Consider the following 16,257-nt stretch of genomic DNA (forward strand, 5'->3'; position numbering starts at 1 on the left):
CCACGGTCTCCTCGCGGTGCTGCATGGCGGTGCCACCGCGAGGCCGAACGGGCCCGCCCCCGGTACTCCGGGGGCGGGCCCGTCCTCTTGCCCGGCGCCGCCCGGCGCCGGGCGGGTGCGCGCGGCCGGCCGGCGCTACAGCACCACCAGCTTCACGACCCAGAAGGACAGCGCCGCCACCAACGCCGCCGCCGGCATGGTGATGAACCACCCCAGGATGATGTTCTTGGCGACCCCCCAGCGCACGGCGTTGACCCGCTTCGTCGCCCCCACGCCCATGATCGCCGAGGTGATCACATGCGTCGTCGAGATCGGCGCGTGGAACAGGAACGCCGTGGTGAACATGATCGACGCACCGGTCGTCTCCGCCGCGAACCCCTGCGGCGGGTCCAGCTCGATGATCTTCCGTCCCAGCGTCCGCATGATCCGCCACCCGCCGGCGTACGTGCCCAGCGACAGCATCAGCGCGCAGACGATCTTCACCCAGACCGGGATCGGGTCCCCGTAGTCCTCGACATCGGCGATGACCAGCGCCATCACCACGATGCCCATCGTCTTCTGCGCGTCCTGGAGACCGTGCCCGAGCGCCATCCCGGCCGCCGACACGGTCTGCGCGATACGGAAGCCCCGCTTGGCCTTGTGCGGATTGGACCGCCGGAACAGCCACATGATCGCCGTCATCACCAGATAACCGGCGACCAGCCCGACCACCGGAGACACGAACATCGGTACGACGATCTTGTCGACGACCCCGTGCCAGTACACGGTCGTGCCGCCGGCCAGCGCCGCGCCCACCATCCCGCCGAACAGCGCGTGCGAGGAGGACGAGGGCAGGCCGAAGTACCAGGTGACGAGGTTCCAGACGATCGCCCCGATCAGCGCGGCGAAGAGAATCCCCATCCCCGTCGAGCCCTCGGGCGTCTCGATCAGGCCCTCGCTGACGGTCTTGGCGACCCCGGAGCCGAGGAACGCGCCGGCGAGGTTCATCACGGCGGCCATCGCCAGCGCCGCCCGCGGCGTGAGCGCCCGCGTCGACACGGAGGTGGCGATGGCGTTGGCCGAGTCGTGGAAACCGTTGGTGTACGTGAAGAAGAGCGCGACCGCGACGGTCACGATGAGCGCGAAGGTGTCCATGGCGAGGGCTCAGGACTCCTTGACGGCGATGGTCTCCACCGTGTTCGCCACATGCTCGAACGCGTCGGCCGCTTCCTCCAGCACGTCCACGATCTGCTTCAGCTTCAGCACCTCGATGGCGTCGTACTTGCCGTTGAAGAGGTGGGCGAGCAGCTTGCGGTGGATCTGGTCCGCCTGGTTCTCCAGCCGGTTGACCTCGATCCAGTACTCGGTGAGGTTGTCCATGGTGCGGAGGTTCGGCATGGCCTCCGCGGTCAGCTCGGCGGCTCGGGCCAGTACCTCGATCTGCTGCTCGACGCCCTTGGGCAGTTCCTCGACGTTGTAGAGGACGACGAGGTCGACGGCCTCTTCCATGAAGTCCATGATGTCGTCGAGGCAGGACGCGAGGCTGTAGATGTCCTCGCGGTCGAAGGGCGTGATGAACGAGGAGTTCAACTGGTGGAAGATCGCGTGCGTGGCGTCGTCACCGGCGTGTTCGGCGGCCCGCATACGCTCTGCGATCTCGGCTCGGGCGGATGCGTCCGCCCCGAGCAGTTCCATCAGGAGTTTCGAGCCTGTGACGATGTTGTCCGCGGATGCGGCGAACATGTCGTAGAAGCTCGTCTCCCTGGGGGTCAGACGAAAGCGCACGTGGGGTCCTCGGGGTGCATCGGTTTCGGTCAGGCTGATGCTAGGCGCATCATCCGGCCACGGCTAACGGGCCGTCCCCCAGTGTCGCCCATCAGGCACTGTGATGAGCAGGGGGGCGACCCGGGGCCCGGTTCCGGACGCGGCGCACAGCATTGGCCAAGGGGCCTATACCCAAGGAAGTTCAGTACCATATACCCACCAGGGGTATACCGGGGCGATCTGTCTCACAGGAGGACGCGATGACGACCACCGAGGCCGGCGCGAGTGCGCCCTCCGCCGCCGTGGAAGCTGACGGGACGGACGTGGTGACCGACCACGACCGCGGGGTGCACGGCTACCACAAGCAGAAGGACGAGCACCTCAAGCGGCTGCGCCGGATCGAGGGCCAGATCCGCGGCCTGCAGCGGATGGTCGACGAGGACGTCTACTGCATCGACATACTCACCCAGGTCTCCGCCTCCACCAAGGCCCTGCAGTCCTTCGCCCTGCAGTTGCTGGAGGAGCACCTGCGGCACTGCGTCGCCGACGCGGCCGTCAAGGGCGGCGCCGAGATCGACGCCAAGGTCGAGGAGGCCACGAAGGCGATCGGCCGGCTGCTGCGCACCTGAGTCTCAGCCGGTGCCGCGCGTGGCGCGTTCTCGCTCCTCCGCCACGCGCAGCACCTCGTCGATGCTCTCCAGGCTGAGCCGCCCCCGCGCGGCCGACGCCGCGATGATCAGCTCCCCGCACAGTTCGATCTCGGCGAGGGCCACGTGGTCCTGAACTGCCGTACCGCCGACCGGAGCCACGTGCGTCACCTCGTCTCTGCCGTCACCGACCTCCTAGAGTAAGGAGCGGCCCGCGCACCGCGCATGGCACGGACGGGCTAGTCCTCGGCGCCCGGTTCGTCGGCGATCTTCCCGGCGTAGATGTCCTCCTCGTCCGGAAGTCGTACGGTGACGGGGACGCCGAAGCCGTACAGCAGCGTCGTCGAGGCGACCGCGACGGCGTCGCCGCGCTGGCCGTTGACGAAGCTGAAGCGGTGCCGGAGCTTGCGGACCCGGCCGTCGTCGTCCAGATAGACGTCGAACGGCACCTCGGCGGTGGCGAACCCTTTCGCCGCCGCCCGCAGCGACCGGCCGGCCGCGCCCCCGGCCTCCCGCGCCGCCCGCCCCAGGTCGGCGGTGCCCCGGTAGTGCCGCACCGGCGTCCCCGCGACCTCGGTCCGCCCCACGTACGCCGCCGTCCGCGTCCCGCTCAGCACCTCGGCGGCGACATAGGGGTCGGTGGCCCCGCCGGTCACCAGGTTCCCGTCGGACAGGGACCCGGTCTCGACCCTGACCCACTTGTCGGCGGGGACCCCGGCGCCCCGGTTCTTCATGTAGAGCGCGCCGGGCGCCAGCAGCTCGGTGATCGGCCGCCGGTCGCTGGTCCCGGCGGGGTCCTGCGGCAGTCGCACCTCGAGCCGGCCGACGCCGTCCCCGAAGTCGTAGACGCCTTCGCCCCGGATGGTCACCCGCGTCCCGCCGCTGGCCATCTCCATCGCGGTCCGGGCCCTGGCGCTCCCGGCCGCCACCAGCTTCCCGGCCGCGCCGCGCACCTCCCCGAGGGCCTCCTCCCCCGGCGCGCCCTGCGCGGAGGCCCCGCCTCCCGAGCATCCGCACACGGCCCACCCCCCGCAGGCCACGACGAGGCCCACCGCCGCGCCCGCCTTCCGGAGCTGCCGCTGCCGCCTTGCCATCGCCTGTCTACCCCCAGCCGTCGCCTCCGTTTCGGTTAACGACGTGCGGGCGACCCCGGTAACGTGGCCGTGTGTCGCAGCAGGACGGTCTTGAAACCCCCCGGGAAGAAGCCCCGGACCACCGCACGACCACGGTCGAACGAGGCCCCTTCTGCCTGGCCCGCTGCACCTGCGGCTGGCAGGGCCCGGCCCGCCGGGCCAGAAGCCAGGCCAGAACGGACGCCCGGTCCCACACCGATCCGTGACGCGGGCCGCCCGGCCCGCCGGTCCGCCGGAACTAGGCCGACCCCGACCCGACGGGAACCGGTGGACGGCGCAGGGCCGCCCCCGGCCCTGCTACGCCGCCAGATCCCGTTCCTCGGCGTCCGAGGCCCGCTGTTCGTGCCGCGCCTCGGGGAGTGCGGCGTCCCGGCCCCCGTACGGGGACCGCCCCCGCGCGCTGACCAGCCGGCCGACCCGCGGCGAGCGCTCGACGGCCCGGACCACCGGCGTGAGCAGGGCCATGGCGACCGGCGACAGCAGCAGCGCGACCGCCGTGCCGAGCGCGAACCCGCCGACGACGTCGGTGGGGTAGTGCACGCCCATGTAGACCCGGCAGAACCCGCCGAGCAGCGCGAGCACGATCCCGGCGATGCCGAACTTCCGGTTGGCGACGAACAGCCCCACGGCCATCGCCATGACGAGCGTGGCGTGGTCGCTGACGAACGAGTAGTCGTTCTTGCCGTCCACGAGGACTTCCAGGCCCTGGTGGGTCTTGAACGGCCGGGGCCGCTCCACGAAGCCCCGTATCGGCACGTTGACCAGGACCGCGACGCCGGCCGCGAGCGGTGCCCAGATCAGCGCGGCCACCGAAGTCGCCGCGTCCTCGCCGCCCCGCCGCCGCACGGTCCACCAGCAGGCCAGCACCAGCAGGACGATGGCGAACAGCAGCCCGTACTCACCGGTGAACTCCATCACCCGGTCGAACCAGTGCGGCGCGTCCTTGGCCAGGCCGTTGATGTCGTAGAGCAGGTCGACGTCGGGGTTCGACCCGGATTCGGCGAGTCCAGCCATGGTGCTGCGGCCCCTTCGTCATGTCTTCAGGCACGCCCTTTGCGCGTGCCGCTCCGGCCACCCCCGTGGTGCGCGGGTCCGCTCGGCCCCCTGTGGCTCGCACACCTACGCCAACAGGAACGCACGGTCCCCGTTGATACGTTCCACCCTCCACCGAATGATCACGCAGACGTTATCGAAGAGAGATACGTCTTCGCAGCTCAGGGGGTGGGTTCACGCTCCGTTCAGACCGCACCGGGGAGCGCTTTCGCGCCATCTTCGGTCACCCGGGTGGCCCCGAAATAGTCGGGGGTGTCGATCGGGTCGAACCGGATCACCGCGCCCGTGTACGGCGCGTTGATCATGTATCCGCCGCCCACATAGATCCCCACATGCCGGATGGCCCGGGAATTGGTCAGATCGTCCGAGAAGAACACCAGATCACCGGGAAGCAGCTCGTCCCGGCCGGGGTGCGGTCCCGCGTTGTACTGGTCGTTGGCGACCCGCGGCAGCTTGATCCCCACACTCTCGTACGCGGCCTTGGTCAGCCCCGAGCAGTCGAAGCGTCCGCCCTGGTCAGCGGTGCCGTTGCCGCCCCAGAGATAGGGCGTGCCGAGCTTGTCCTGCGCGTACGCGATGGCTCCGGCGGCCTGTTCGGAGGGGTCCACCCGCGTGGTGGGCGCCGCGAAGCTCTCCGCCAGCGTCGTGATCCTCTCGACGTAGTTCCGGGTCTCCTCGTACGGCGGCACGCCCCCGTACTTGATGACCGCGTAGGCCCCCGCGTTGTAGGAGGCGAGCATGTTTTCGGTCAGATTCCCGGGAACGTCCTTCACGTACTTGGCGAGCGAGCAGTCGTAGGAGGCCGCCGAGGGGATCGCGTCCTTCGGGTCCCACACGTCCCGGTCCCCGTCCCCGTCCCCGTCGATGCCGTGCGTGGCCCAGGTGCCGGGGATGAACTGCGCTATCCCCTGCGCCGCCGCCGCGCTCTGCGCCCTCGGGTTGAAGCCGCTCTCCTGGTAGAGCTGGGCGGCGAGCAGCGCGGGGTTGATGGCCGGGCAGAGGTTGCCCCACTTCAGCACGAGCGGCTGGTACGCGGCCGGGACCGCGCCCTTGGCCAGCGTCTTGGTCCCGCCGCCGGCGACGCCGCCCGCGAGGTTCCCGGCGACCAGGTAGACACCGACGACGAGCAGCAGCACGAACGCCAGCCCGGAACCCACGGCGGCACCCGCCACGATCCACGCCTTACGCACCGTCAACCGCCCCTCGCCGCCCGGGAGTCGTAGCCGGACTCAGTGTAGGGGCGGCCCCCCGATCATGGGGTGATCACACGTCACGTCCCCCGCCCGCGCGGAGTAGCCTGCACGCGGGACCTGACCGACCCGACCGCGCACGAAGACATGAGAAGACCTAACGACGGAACCACACCACAGGTTTCGCACCGGCCTCGTTGCCCGGCGTGACCTGCCGTGATACACAGAGTGACGATACGATCCTTCGCATACCGGGGCCACGCCTACCAGAGCGCGCGGCGGGAACCGGTGGCAAGGTATTCGTACGAAACCCGCCAATCAATGACGCCAAGTCGACATCCGACGGCGACATTGTCGGCGACAATGAGGCTCGACCTCTGCACGACCGCAGAGGATGCGGAACTACCCAACAGGGGCGGTGACTTACATGCTCTTTGCGGCCGACAAGGGAGACATCAACACCATCATCGGCGGTATCGCTCCGGACTGGGGCCCCTTCGGGGAACTGGGGACCGAGGCGAAGACGATGGTCCAGGTCGTCATGGCGGTCGCCATCCTGCTCTGCCTCGGCATCGCCATCTGGGGCGCCGCCAAGCAGCGCATCGGCGCCACCGCGCTGCGCGACACCTTCAGCGCCGAACAGGGCAAGGGCCTGATCATCGCCGGTCTGACGGGGGTCTTCATCATCGGGTCCCTCGGGACGCTGTTCACCATCGTCTACGGCATGGCCGTCTGACCCGGCCGGGCACGCCCGGCCGCACCTCTCCCCTCCCACCCGTCCGTCGTGCCCACCGGCTGAGGTTGCCTTTCCCTGATGTCCAGTCACCACACCGCGCCCGCGCGGGAACCAGCACGGCTACCGTCGTACTGCAACGGCATGGGGTGTCAGGTCCCGCACGACGTCGAGGGGCGGTACGCGCAATGAGTCTCGGAGACGAGCACACGGGCCAGACCCGCACGCGCTATCCCGACGGCGACGGCACCCCCCGCCGCCCCTCCCGCTCCCCCTCCCGGAGCCTGGTCACGGTCGTCGGCGTCGTCGTCCTCCTCATCGCCGCGATCGCCTTCGCGAACCGCGGAGGCGACGATTCCCCCACCACGACCGGAACCACCGACAAACCGGCCACATCAGCCACGGCACCGTCCGGGGAGCGACCGGCCGATTCCCGGACATCGGGAGTCCCGACCGGATACGCCCATGACGAGCAGGGGGCCCAGAGCGCCGCGGCGAACTACGCCACCGTGCTCTGGTCCGACCGCATGCTCAACACGGACGAGCGTCATCAGATCGTGCAGGTCGTCGCCGAGCCGGGGGCGCTGGACAGGCTCCGATCCGACTTCGATGCCAACTACTCGTCCGCGCTTCTGAAGAATCTCGGCCTCAAGGAAGACGGCAGTGCTCCCCGCGGGGACACGTTCGTCAGCCGCACTCTGCCCGTCGGAACGAAGGTCACCGCCTTCCAGGCCGACGCAGCGACCGTCGAAGTGTGGTGCAACAGCCTCTTCGGCCTGGCAGGCGAAGACTCGACCAAGCCTGTGACCACCGGCTGGTTCACCGTGACCTTCAAGCTCATCTGGAGCGGTGGCGACTGGAGGGTCCGGGAAGCGAGCCAGAAGACCGGCCCGACTCCCATCAACGGAGACACCCCTGTTTCCGGTGCCGACGAGATCGGCAAGGCAGTCAAGGAGTTCGGAGGGTTCACGTATGCGCGCTAACCCGCGTCGCCTGCTCCAGGTCACCGGTGCCGTGGTCGCCGGCCAGGCGGCCGTCACGCTGCTGGCCGGACGCGCCTTCGCCGCTCCCACTCCCACCCCGACACCGACCGAGAGCGGCGACTGCTCGTTGCTCGCCCCGCCCGCCAGGGACTTCTGCAACGAGAGTGGAGGCTCCGGCGGCGGCAGCGGCGGCGGCTCCCTGAGCCCCACCTCCACCCTCGACCCCCTCTCCTCCCTCGCCAAGGGCTGTGCCGACGCCGCCTCCTGGACCGTCGACAAGCTGAGCGAGGCCGTGAAGGAGACCGCCAACGTCGACTTCACCAACCCGGCCTTCCGCCAGCAGTACGCCATCGTCTTCGCCGCGTCGACCATCCTCACCCTCCTGCTGTGGCTGCTGGCCGTCGCCAAGCGGGCCATCCGCGGCGTCCCCTTCACCACCGCCTTCTCCGAGGCCGTCGGCTTCCTGTGGCTGACCGTCCTCGCCTCGGCCTTCACCCCCCTGATCCTCTACACCGTCGTCTCCGCCACCGACGGCGTCAGCGAGGTCCTCGCCAAGGCGACCGGCGACCAGACCGACACCTTCTTCGGCAACTTCTCCCAGGCCCTGGAGAAGGGCAACGACATCGGCGGCGGCCCCATCATGCTGATCCTGGTGTCGTTCGTGTCGATCATCGCCGCCGGCGTCCTCTACCTGGAGCTGTACCTCCGCGCCGTCCTGCTCTACGTCGGCGCCCTCCTCGGCGTCGTCGTCTACGCCGGCCTCGTCGACAAGAACCTGTGGGGCCACGTCCGCCGCTGGGCGGGCATCATGATCGCCGTGATCATGGTCAAGCCCGTCATCGTCATCGTGCTCGGCCTCGCCGGCGCCCTGGCCAACGAGGAGGGCCCGGACGCCCTGGCCGCCGTCGTCTCCGGCCTGGCGATCATCCTGCTGGCCATCTTCGCCTCCGCGATGATCTACCGCTTCGTCCCCGGCTTCGGCGACGAGATCGCCGGCTACCGCAACAACCGCCTGATGCAGGGCGCCGAGAACAAGGCCGCCGCCGTCCTCAGCTCCCCGGCCAACCTGGTCGCCCAGGGCATCAGGACCCACAGCGCCCGGCAGAACGGCGGCGCGGAAGGCGGCGGCCAGTCCGCCTCCTCCGCCACCCCCCGCGCCGCCAACCCGGCCTCCGGCGGCGTCGCCGCCCACAGCGCCCGCGCCTCGAACGGCGGCGGCGGAGCAGTCCCCTCCGCCGCACCCGCGCCGCGCGCCGCCAGCCCGGTGAACACGCCCCACGCCGGGAACAACCGCAACAGCAGTACCAACCGCACGGGAGGTGAAGGGCGTTGACGACCGAGTCCCACGTGTCCCATCCGGTCACGCCCCGCCGTACATATCTGATCGGCCGCGCCCGGCCGAACGCGATCGTCGGCCGCAACCGCGAGACCGGCGAGATCGCGCTCATCGTCATCGGCGCGTTCCTCGGCATGATGTCCGGCCTCCTCGTCCCCGTCCTGGCCCTGCGCATCGTGCTGCTCGCCGGCTTCCCGATGCTCGCGCTGGCCGCGGTGTACATGCCGTACAAGCACCGCACGTTCTACAAGTGGTTCGAGATCAACCGCAGCTACAAGCGGACCCTGCGCCAGGGCACCACCTACCGCTCCGCCGCCGCCGAGGCCGGCACCCGACTGGACGGGCGCGAGGTCGAGGTCGGCCCGCCGCCCGGCATCGGCCGCATCACCTGGCTCGCCGCCCCGTTCGGCCCCGACGAGATCGCCGTCCTGCTGCACGCCGACCGCAAGACGGTCACCGCCGCGATCGAGATCGAGGGCCCCGGCGTCGGCCTGCGCGACTCCGAGGACCAGGAGGCCCTGGTCGACCGCTTCGGCACCCTGCTCAAGCACGTGGCCAACGGCGACGGCTTCGTCACCCGCCTCCAGATGCTCGCCCGCACCCTGCCCGCCGACCCCGACGCGCACGCCAAGGACGTCGCCGTCCGCGGCGACGAGAAGTCCCCGCCGTGGCTGCGGCAGTCGTACGACCAGTTGCAGTCGATGGTGTCCACCAGCAGCGAGCAGCACCGCGCCTATCTGGTCGCCTGCATGCACTACACCCGCGAACTGGCCGCCGAGGCGCACGCCGTGGCCCGCGCCGGCCGCACCCAGGGCGGCCGCAAGCTGGACCGCGACGGCGGCCTCGCCGTCGTCATGGCGCGTGAGCTGACCGACATCTGCTCCCGCCTCCAGGAGGCCGACATCCGCGTCCGCCAGCCCCTCGGCCAGGGCCGGCTCGCCTCCCTCATCCACTCCATGTACGACCCGGACCACCCGATCGACCACATCCAGGCGATGACCCAGCGCAACGCCTGGCCGGCCGAGCTGGACGCCATGGAGCCCACGTACCTCCAGGCCAAGACCCGCGAGTCCGCCACCCGCGCCCCCTGGTGCCACGCCACCGCCTGGGTGAAGGAGTGGCCGATGACCCCGGTCGGCGTGAACTTCCTGGCCCCGCTCCTCGTCCACACCCCGGACGTCATCCGCACGGTCGCCGTGACCATGGACCTGGAACCCACCGAGGTCGCCATCGAGCGGATGCTGACCGAGAAGACCAACGACGTGGCCGAGGCGTCCCGCGCCGCCAAGATGAACCGCACCGTCGACCCCCGCGACATGGCCGCCCACAACCGCCTCGACCAGCGCGGCGAGGACCTCGCCAGCGGCGCGGCCGGCGTCAACCTGGTGGGTTACATCACCGTCTCCTCCCGCACCCCCGAGGCGCTCGCCCGCGACAAGCGGACCATCCGGGCCTCGGCCGGGAAGTCGTACCTGAAACTGGAGTGGTGCGACCGCGAGCACCACCGCGCCTTCGTGAACACGCTTCCGTTCGCCACCGGCATCCGAAGGTAGGGGCTGAGCCTGATGCGGGACCCGCTGTCCGTCCTCACCGACGCCTTCACCTCCTTCCTCTTCGGGAAGGTCGAGACGACCCGCCTGCCCGTGCGCACCTCCACCGGCCAGGCCCAGGCGGTCTACCTGCCGACCGCCGCCCCCGGCCTCGGCGACTCCGGCGTGATCATCGGCCGCGAGGTGTACTCCGGCAAGGGCTACATCTACGACCCCTTCCAGCTTTACGGCCAGCAGCTCCCGGCCCCCCACTGGCTGGTCCTCGGGGAGTCGGGCAACGGCAAGTCCGCGCTGGAGAAGACGTACGTCCTGCGCCAGTTGCGCTTCCGGGACCGCCAGGTCGTCGTCCTGGACGCGCAGGGCGAGGACGGCGTCGGCGAGTGGAACCTGATCGCCCAGGAGCTGGGGATAACCCCCATCCGCCTCGACCCGATGGCCGCCCTGGACCACGGCATCCGCCTCAACCCCCTCGACCCGTCGATCACCACCACGGGCCAGTTGGCGCTGCTCCGCACGATCATCGAGGTCGCGATGGGCCACGGCCTCGACGAGCGCTCCGGCTTCGCCCTCAAGGTCGCCCACGCCTACGTCAACGAGACCATCGTGGAACGCCAGCCGGTGCTGACCGACATCGTCGAGCAGTTGCGGCACCCCGAGCCGGAGTCGGCGGAGGCGATGAACGTCGACATAGACGACGTACGCGCCTGGGGCCTGGACGTCGCCCTGGTCCTGGACCGGCTGGTCGACGGTGACCTGCGCGGCATGTTCGACGGCCCCACCACGGTCGGCATCGACCTGGACGCGCCCCTCATCGTCTTCGACCTGTCCCACATCGACCGCAACTCCATCGCCATGCCCATCCTCATGGCGATCGTCGGTGTGTGGCTGGAGCACACCTGGATTCGCCCCGACCGGAAGAAGCGCATCTTCCTGGTCGAGGAGGCGTGGCACATCATCAACAGCCCGTTCGTGGCCCAGTTGTTCCAGCGCCTGCTGAAGTTCGGCCGACGGCTCGGCCTGTCCTTCGTCGCCGTCGTCCACCACCTGTCCGACGTGGTCGACGGCGCGGCGGCCAAGGAGGCCGCGGCGATCCTGAAGATGGCGTCCACCAGGACGATCTACGCCCAGAAGGCCGACGAGGCCAGAGCGACCGGCCGCGTCCTGGGCCTGCCGCGCTGGGCCGTGGAGATCATCCCGACCCTCACCCCCGGCATCGCCGTCTGGGACGTCAACGGCAATGTGCAGGTCGTCAAGCACCTGATCACCGAGACCGAACGCCCCCTGGTCTTCACCGACCGGGCGATGACCGAGTCCTCCGCCGACCTCGCCGACGACGCCCTGCGCGCCGCCGAGCGGGAGGCGGAGGAGCGGGCGGCGGCCTTCGTGGAGCAGCACCTCGGCGACTCGTCCGAATCGACGGTGGCGTAGCGGGACGGGGAGGACGTACGTATGAGACCGGACGACCGGCAGCGCACCGCCCAGGGCGGCGGCGTCCCCGACGGCCTGCTCGTCGGGGTCCTCGCCTTCCTGCTCGGCGTGACCGTCCTGGTGTGGACGGCGACCGGCCTGGCCGCCCTGTTCGCGCACGGCGCCTGGCCCGACCGTACGACCTTCCCCCGCACGCCCCTGGCCATGCGCCACCTCGTCGCCCATCCGCACGACATCCCCGGCGCCTGGCCCGACGCCGACCCGTCACAGCTCTCCGGCTACGGCCTCTTCTGGGGCCTGTTCATCGGCCAGCTCATGATCCTGGCCGTCCTGGCCGTCTTCGTGCTGACCACCCTGACCCGCTGGCGAGCGGTACGCGGCCGGGTCCGGAAGACGCCGCTGCGGGCCCAGGAAACCCCGGCTCAGGAAAGCCCGGCTCAGAAAAGCCCGGCTCAGGAATCCCCGGCCCAGGAATCCCCCGCCCCGGAGACACCGACGCGGCTCCAGGAGACGGTCCCGGCCCCGCGGACCCCCCGCCCGGAACCGGAGCCGGTCGAGCGGGCGGAGCCCGTCGTCGCCTCTCCGCCCGGCATCGAACGGGTGGCCGGGTGGGAGACCCCCCGCCCCGAAGGCGCCCTCCGCTACGGCCCCCGGCCGGCCCACAGACTCGCCGCCACCCAGGCCGTACGGGACGCCGAGGGCCCCGCCCTCGTCCTCACCTCGACCCCCGCCCTCTGGCAGGAGACGAAGGACGCCCGAGCCAAACTGGGCCCCACCCACCTCTACGACCCCACCCACCTCTGCGACACCCCGAACCGCCTCCACTGGTCCCCCACCACCGGCTGCGAGGACAAGGACACGGCCGCCTGCCGAGCCGCCGCCCTCCTCACCCCCGTACGCCCCACGGCCAAGCTCGACCAGGCGGTCACCCACACCGCGGAAACCCTCCTGCGCAGCTATCTGCACGCCGCCGCCGTGGACGCCCGCACCATCCGCCACGTCCACCGCTGGTCGCAGGGCAGCCAGGTCCAGGACGCCGTACGCATCCTCCGCACCCATCCCAAGGCGGCCCCCGGCGCCGCCGGTGAGCTGGAGGCCGCCCTCACCGCGCATCCGGAGCGCCGGGACATGGCCCACCAGTTGACCAACCGGGCGCTGGCCGCCCTCTCCACGGTCAACATCCGCGAGTCCTGCACCCCGCACCGAAATGACGCCCTCGCCCTGGATTCCTTCATCCAAGAAGGGGGAACTCTTTACGTGGTAGGTGAACCCATCGAGGACCCCAGGACGGCACCGGGGGCGATGCCCCTCCTGACGGCCCTCGTCTCCAGCGTGGTCGAGCACGGCCGGCGCATGGCCGCACGGTCATCCTCCGGTCGGCTCGACCCACCACTGACGCTCGTCCTGGACGACGTCGCCGCCGTGGCCCCGCTGCCCCAACTGCCGGAGCTGCTCGCCACGGGAGCCGACCAGGGTCTGCCCGCCCTGGCCCTGCTCCGCTCCCGCGAGCAGGCCCGCGCCCGCTGGCCGCACGCGGAACTACCCGTCTAGCGGCGACCGTTCCAGCACGTACTCCAGCTCGGTCTTACCGGGCGTCGCCGCCAGCGGCACCGTCGCCCCGCTGGGCACGAAGCCGACCTTGCGGTACAGCCCCTGCGCCCGCGCGTTGTCCTCGTGCACGAGCAGCCGTACGCGCTCCACGCGCCGCTCCCACGCCCAGTCCAGCCCGGCCGCGAACAGCGCCTTGACCAGCCCGCTGCCCCGCCACTCGGGCCGTACGAACACGCCGACGAGGTGCCCCTGCCGGCGCTCCACGGGCAGCCCGGCCCAGTCCCTCATCCCGGGCTCCTCGATCAGCACGGTCACCGTCCCGAGCCAGGCCCCGCCCGGCCCCTCGGCGATGATCTGCCGCACCAGGTCCGACCCCTCGGCGCCACCGGCCGCCCGCCTCTGCCAGAAGGAGTCCGGCCGGGCCGCGGCCTGCTCGTAGGTGTCCAGGAAGGCGATGGGCGCGGCGGGGTCCCGCAGCATGCGCAGCGCGAGCTCCCGCACCGCGGTCCACTCGTCGGCGCGGACCGGACGTATCACGTAGTCACCAGGGGGCGAGGCACTCGCACGGCCACTCATGCCGCTCACCGTAATACCCCGGTACTACGCTCCTCATCTCATATACGGCTCCCTGCCGACGCCCGCCGCCCGCACCGGGCCCGATCATGGTCCGATGGACCAGGAACGGGCGGCGGAACCCCTCACCGAGTACGTCCAGCGGGTCAGCCGCCGGGTACGCGCGTTCGACCTCCGGCATCCCCTGGTGTGGGACCTGCACTTCACCGGTTTCTGGGTGGCCGCCGCCCTGATCGACTACGCCGGCGGCGGCTGGCGCACCATCGCCCACGACCCCGGCCTGCCCCCTCCGCTCGTCCTCGCCCTGAGCCTCGCCCTGTCCGTCCCCCTGTTCTGGCGCCGCTCCCACCCCCGCGCCGCCCTCCTCGCCACGGCACCGGTCGCCCTCCTGAACGCCTGGTCCGGCGCCGCCCTCCAGGCGGCCCTGCTCCAACTGGTCCTCGTCCACCACATCGCCCTGCGCCGGCCGCTGCGCGACCTGTGGTGGGCGACGGCGGTCATGACGGCCCCCGTGTGCGTCACGATCGTCCGGTACGGGGACGGCGCGGGCCCCTGGAACCAGCAGTTGGGCTCCCAGTTGCTCTCCGTCGGCGTCGCCGCGCTGATCGGCGTCACGGTCCGCACCCGCCGCGGCTACACCGAGGCCCTGGAGGACCGGGCCCGCCGACTGGAGGTCGAGCGCGATCAGCAGGCCCGGCTCGCCGCCGCCGCCGAACGCGCCCGGATCGCCCGCGAGATGCACGACATCATCGGCCACAACCTCTCTGTCATCACCGGCCTGGCCGACGGCGGCAAGTACGCGGCGGCCAAGTCCCCGGAGCGCGCCGCCCAGGCCCTGGACGCCATCGGTACCACCAGCCGCCAGGCCCTCGGCGAGCTGCGCCGCCTCCTGGACGTGCTCCGCGAGGACCGCGGCGAGGAGGCCAGCCTCACCCCGCAGCCCGCCCTCGCCGACCTCGACCGCCTCGTCGACGGCGTCCGCGCCGCGGGCCTCCCGGTCCGTACGACGGTCGAGGGCCGCCCCGCTCTCGCCCCCGGCCGCCAGTTGGCCGTCTACCGCGTCGTCCAGGAAGCCCTCACCAACACCCTGAAACACGCCGGCCCCGCCGCCACCGCCCACATAGACCTCGTCTACGAGGACGGCGGCGCCGTCACCCTCACGGTGACCGACACCGGCTGCGGCGGCCCCCTCGACGCCCCGTCGGACGGCCGCGGCCTGCCCGGAATGCGGGAGCGAACGGCCCTGTACGGCGGCACACTTGACGCCGGTCCCCGTCCCCGGCCCGGACAGGGCTGGCGTGTCCGTCTTCATCTCCCGGAGGAATCCCCGCAGTGACCACCGTGCTCATCGCCGACGATCAGCCTCTTCAGCGTCTCGGTTTCCGGATGCTGCTGGAGAGCCAGGACGACCTGACGGTCCTCGGCGAGGCGGCCGACGGCGGCGAGGCCGTCCGCATGACGGCGGAACTCCGTCCCGACGTGGTCCTCATGGACGTGCGCATGCCGGGCCTGGACGGCATCGAGGCGACCCGCCGCATCACCGCCGCCGGGGACCGCACCCGCGTCCTCATCCTGACCACCTTCGACCTCGACGAGTACGCCTACGCCGGCCTCCGCGCGGGCGCCTCCGGCTTCCTGGTCAAGGACGCCCAGCCGCAGGAGCTGCTCTCCGGCATCCACGCGGTCGCGACCGGCGACGCGGTGGTCGCCCCGGCGCTGACCCGCCGTCTGCTGGACGCCTACGTCCACCACTTGCCGGCGCCCGGCTCCGGGACGACGGACCTGCCCCCGGACCCGCGTCTCGCGCCCCTCACGGACCGCGAACGCGAGATCCTGACGGTCATCGGCAAGGGCTGGACCAACACGGAGATAGCGGCCCGCCTCCACCTGGCCGAGTCCACGGTCAAGACGCACGTGGGCCGCATCCTCGCCAAGACCGGTTCCAGGGACCGCGTCCAGGCGGTCATCCTGGCTTATGACACGGGCCTGGTGAATCCGTCCTGAAACGCAGAAAACGCAGAAAACCCCGCACCGAAAGGTGCGGGGTTCTCTTTGAATAATTGTTCGGCGGCGTCCTACTCTCCCACAGGGTCCCCCCTGCAGTACCATCGGCGCTGTAAGGCTTAGCTTCCGGGTTCGGAATGTAACCGGGCGTTTCCCCTACGCTATGACCACCGAAACACTATGAAACTGTCAGCCGCACCATGCGTGGCAGCATGGGGCTGTTCGTGGTTTCAGAACTAACACAGTGGACGCGAGCAACTGAGGACAAGCCCTCGGCCTATTAGTACCAGTCAACTCCACACCTTACGGTGCTTCCATATCTGGCCTATCAAC

16 protein-coding genes and 1 rRNA gene are annotated in these 16,257 nt (G+C 70.8%); 9 read left to right on the forward strand and 8 right to left on the reverse strand.

Annotation, left to right across the window (positions count from 1 at the left end; all coding sequences use genetic code 11):
* Positions 1-135: 135 nt before the first annotated feature.
* Entirely contained in the window at positions 136-1,134 is a 999-nt protein-coding gene (locus ACFY32_RS04675) for an anion permease (protein ID WP_390673410.1), read from the reverse strand.
* Between the two features lie 9 nt (positions 1,135-1,143).
* Positions 1,144-1,764, reverse strand: coding sequence for a DUF47 family protein (locus ACFY32_RS04680; RefSeq protein WP_359194492.1), 621 nt, complete (start codon positions 1,762-1,764; stop codon positions 1,144-1,146).
* Between the two features lie 239 nt (positions 1,765-2,003).
* Between ACFY32_RS04680 and ACFY32_RS04685 the strand changes: the two genes are divergently transcribed.
* Positions 2,004-2,372: a metal-sensitive transcriptional regulator gene (locus ACFY32_RS04685; protein WP_359194489.1), complete on the forward strand. Its 369-nt coding sequence runs from the start codon at positions 2,004-2,006 to the stop codon at positions 2,370-2,372.
* Between the two features lie 3 nt (positions 2,373-2,375).
* On the opposite strand, the gene ACFY32_RS04690 is transcribed toward ACFY32_RS04685, so the two are convergent.
* The 4 genes from ACFY32_RS04690 to ACFY32_RS04705 form a co-directional block, all read right to left on the reverse strand.
* A complete protein-coding gene (locus ACFY32_RS04690) occupies positions 2,376-2,561 on the reverse strand; it encodes a hypothetical protein (RefSeq protein WP_359194486.1) in 186 nt (61 codons plus the stop codon).
* 68 nt (positions 2,562-2,629) lie between these two features.
* Positions 2,630-3,484, reverse strand: coding sequence for a hypothetical protein (locus ACFY32_RS04695; protein WP_359194483.1), 855 nt, complete (start codon positions 3,482-3,484; stop codon positions 2,630-2,632).
* A gap of 336 nt (positions 3,485-3,820) precedes the next feature.
* Positions 3,821-4,537 carry a phosphatase PAP2 family protein gene (locus ACFY32_RS04700; RefSeq protein ID WP_359194480.1) on the reverse strand — a complete coding sequence of 239 codons (717 nt, stop codon included), beginning with the start codon at positions 4,535-4,537 and terminating at the stop codon, positions 3,821-3,823.
* A gap of 224 nt (positions 4,538-4,761) precedes the next feature.
* Entirely contained in the window at positions 4,762-5,772 is a 1,011-nt protein-coding gene (locus ACFY32_RS04705; RefSeq protein ID WP_390673411.1) for an NlpC/P60 family protein, read from the reverse strand.
* A gap of 421 nt (positions 5,773-6,193) precedes the next feature.
* Here ACFY32_RS04705 and ACFY32_RS04710 point away from each other — a divergent pair, with 421 nt between their 5' ends.
* The 6 genes from ACFY32_RS04710 (at position 6,194) to ACFY32_RS04735 (ending at position 13,347) form a co-directional block, all read left to right on the forward strand.
* Positions 6,194-6,502 (forward strand): hypothetical protein, encoded by a 309-nt coding sequence (locus ACFY32_RS04710; protein ID WP_359194474.1) that lies wholly within the window; start codon positions 6,194-6,196, stop codon positions 6,500-6,502.
* 185 nt (positions 6,503-6,687) lie between these two features.
* A complete protein-coding gene (locus ACFY32_RS04715; RefSeq protein WP_390673412.1) occupies positions 6,688-7,482 on the forward strand; it encodes a hypothetical protein in 795 nt (264 codons plus the stop codon).
* Entirely contained in the window at positions 7,472-8,815 is a 1,344-nt protein-coding gene (locus tag ACFY32_RS04720) for a hypothetical protein (protein WP_390673413.1), read from the forward strand. The genes ACFY32_RS04715 and ACFY32_RS04720 overlap by 11 nt, the downstream gene beginning before the upstream one ends.
* Entirely contained in the window at positions 8,812-10,371 is a 1,560-nt protein-coding gene (locus ACFY32_RS04725; protein WP_359194463.1) for an SCO6880 family protein, read from the forward strand. Before ACFY32_RS04720 ends, ACFY32_RS04725 begins: the two co-directional genes overlap by 4 nt.
* A 12-nt stretch (positions 10,372-10,383) precedes the next feature.
* Positions 10,384-11,796: an ATP-binding protein gene (locus ACFY32_RS04730; RefSeq protein WP_359194460.1), complete on the forward strand. Its 1,413-nt coding sequence runs from the start codon at positions 10,384-10,386 to the stop codon at positions 11,794-11,796.
* Between the two features lie 21 nt (positions 11,797-11,817).
* The gene (locus ACFY32_RS04735) at positions 11,818-13,347 is read left to right on the forward strand and encodes a type IV secretory system conjugative DNA transfer family protein (RefSeq protein WP_359194457.1); all 1,530 of its coding nucleotides are present in this window, start codon (positions 11,818-11,820) and stop codon (positions 13,345-13,347) included.
* Here ACFY32_RS04735 and ACFY32_RS04740 read toward each other — a convergent pair.
* Positions 13,336-13,923, reverse strand: a complete 588-nt coding sequence (locus tag ACFY32_RS04740) for a GNAT family N-acetyltransferase (protein ID WP_390673414.1) — start codon at positions 13,921-13,923, stop codon at positions 13,336-13,338. The genes ACFY32_RS04735 and ACFY32_RS04740 overlap by 12 nt on opposite strands.
* Positions 13,924-14,017: 94 nt before the next feature.
* On the opposite strand from ACFY32_RS04740, the gene ACFY32_RS04745 reads away from it, so the two are divergent.
* Entirely contained in the window at positions 14,018-15,256 is a 1,239-nt protein-coding gene (locus ACFY32_RS04745; RefSeq protein ID WP_390673415.1) for a sensor histidine kinase, read from the forward strand.
* The gene (locus tag ACFY32_RS04750; RefSeq protein ID WP_390673416.1) at positions 15,253-15,924 is read left to right on the forward strand and encodes a response regulator; all 672 of its coding nucleotides are present in this window, start codon (positions 15,253-15,255) and stop codon (positions 15,922-15,924) included. The genes ACFY32_RS04745 and ACFY32_RS04750 overlap by 4 nt, the downstream gene beginning before the upstream one ends.
* Positions 15,925-15,982: 58 nt before the next feature.
* Here the strand turns inward: ACFY32_RS04750 and rrf are convergent.
* Positions 15,983-16,099 (reverse strand): 5S ribosomal RNA (rrf, locus tag ACFY32_RS04755).
* Positions 16,100-16,257 lie beyond the last annotated feature (158 nt).

Source organism: Streptomyces sp. NPDC000134 (assembly GCF_042899225.1).
GTDB lineage: Bacteria > Actinomycetota > Actinomycetes > Streptomycetales > Streptomycetaceae > Streptomyces.

Bases quoted from the DNA above. Each gene is read 5' to 3' on its own strand.
- ACFY32_RS04675 (WP_390673410.1), bottom strand. From the start codon at position 1,134: ATGGACACCTTCGCGCTCATCGTGACCGTCGCGGTCGCGCTCTTCTTC.
- ACFY32_RS04685 (WP_359194489.1), top strand. From the start codon at position 2,004: ATGACGACCACCGAGGCCGGCGCGAGTGCGCCCTCCGCCGCCGTGGAA.
- ACFY32_RS04695 (WP_359194483.1), bottom strand. From the start codon at position 3,484: ATGGCAAGGCGGCAGCGGCAGCTCCGGAAGGCGGGCGCGGCGGTGGGC.
- ACFY32_RS04700 (WP_359194480.1), bottom strand. From the start codon at position 4,537: ATGGCTGGACTCGCCGAATCCGGGTCGAACCCCGACGTCGACCTGCTC.
- ACFY32_RS04710 (WP_359194474.1), top strand. From the start codon at position 6,194: ATGCTCTTTGCGGCCGACAAGGGAGACATCAACACCATCATCGGCGGT.
- ACFY32_RS04715 (WP_390673412.1), top strand. From the start codon at position 6,688: ATGAGTCTCGGAGACGAGCACACGGGCCAGACCCGCACGCGCTATCCC.
- ACFY32_RS04720 (WP_390673413.1), top strand. From the start codon at position 7,472: ATGCGCGCTAACCCGCGTCGCCTGCTCCAGGTCACCGGTGCCGTGGTC.
- ACFY32_RS04730 (WP_359194460.1), top strand. From the start codon at position 10,384: ATGCGGGACCCGCTGTCCGTCCTCACCGACGCCTTCACCTCCTTCCTC.
- ACFY32_RS04735 (WP_359194457.1), top strand. From the start codon at position 11,818: ATGAGACCGGACGACCGGCAGCGCACCGCCCAGGGCGGCGGCGTCCCC.
- ACFY32_RS04740 (WP_390673414.1), bottom strand. From the start codon at position 13,923: ATGAGTGGCCGTGCGAGTGCCTCGCCCCCTGGTGACTACGTGATACGT.
- ACFY32_RS04745 (WP_390673415.1), top strand. From the start codon at position 14,018: ATGGACCAGGAACGGGCGGCGGAACCCCTCACCGAGTACGTCCAGCGG.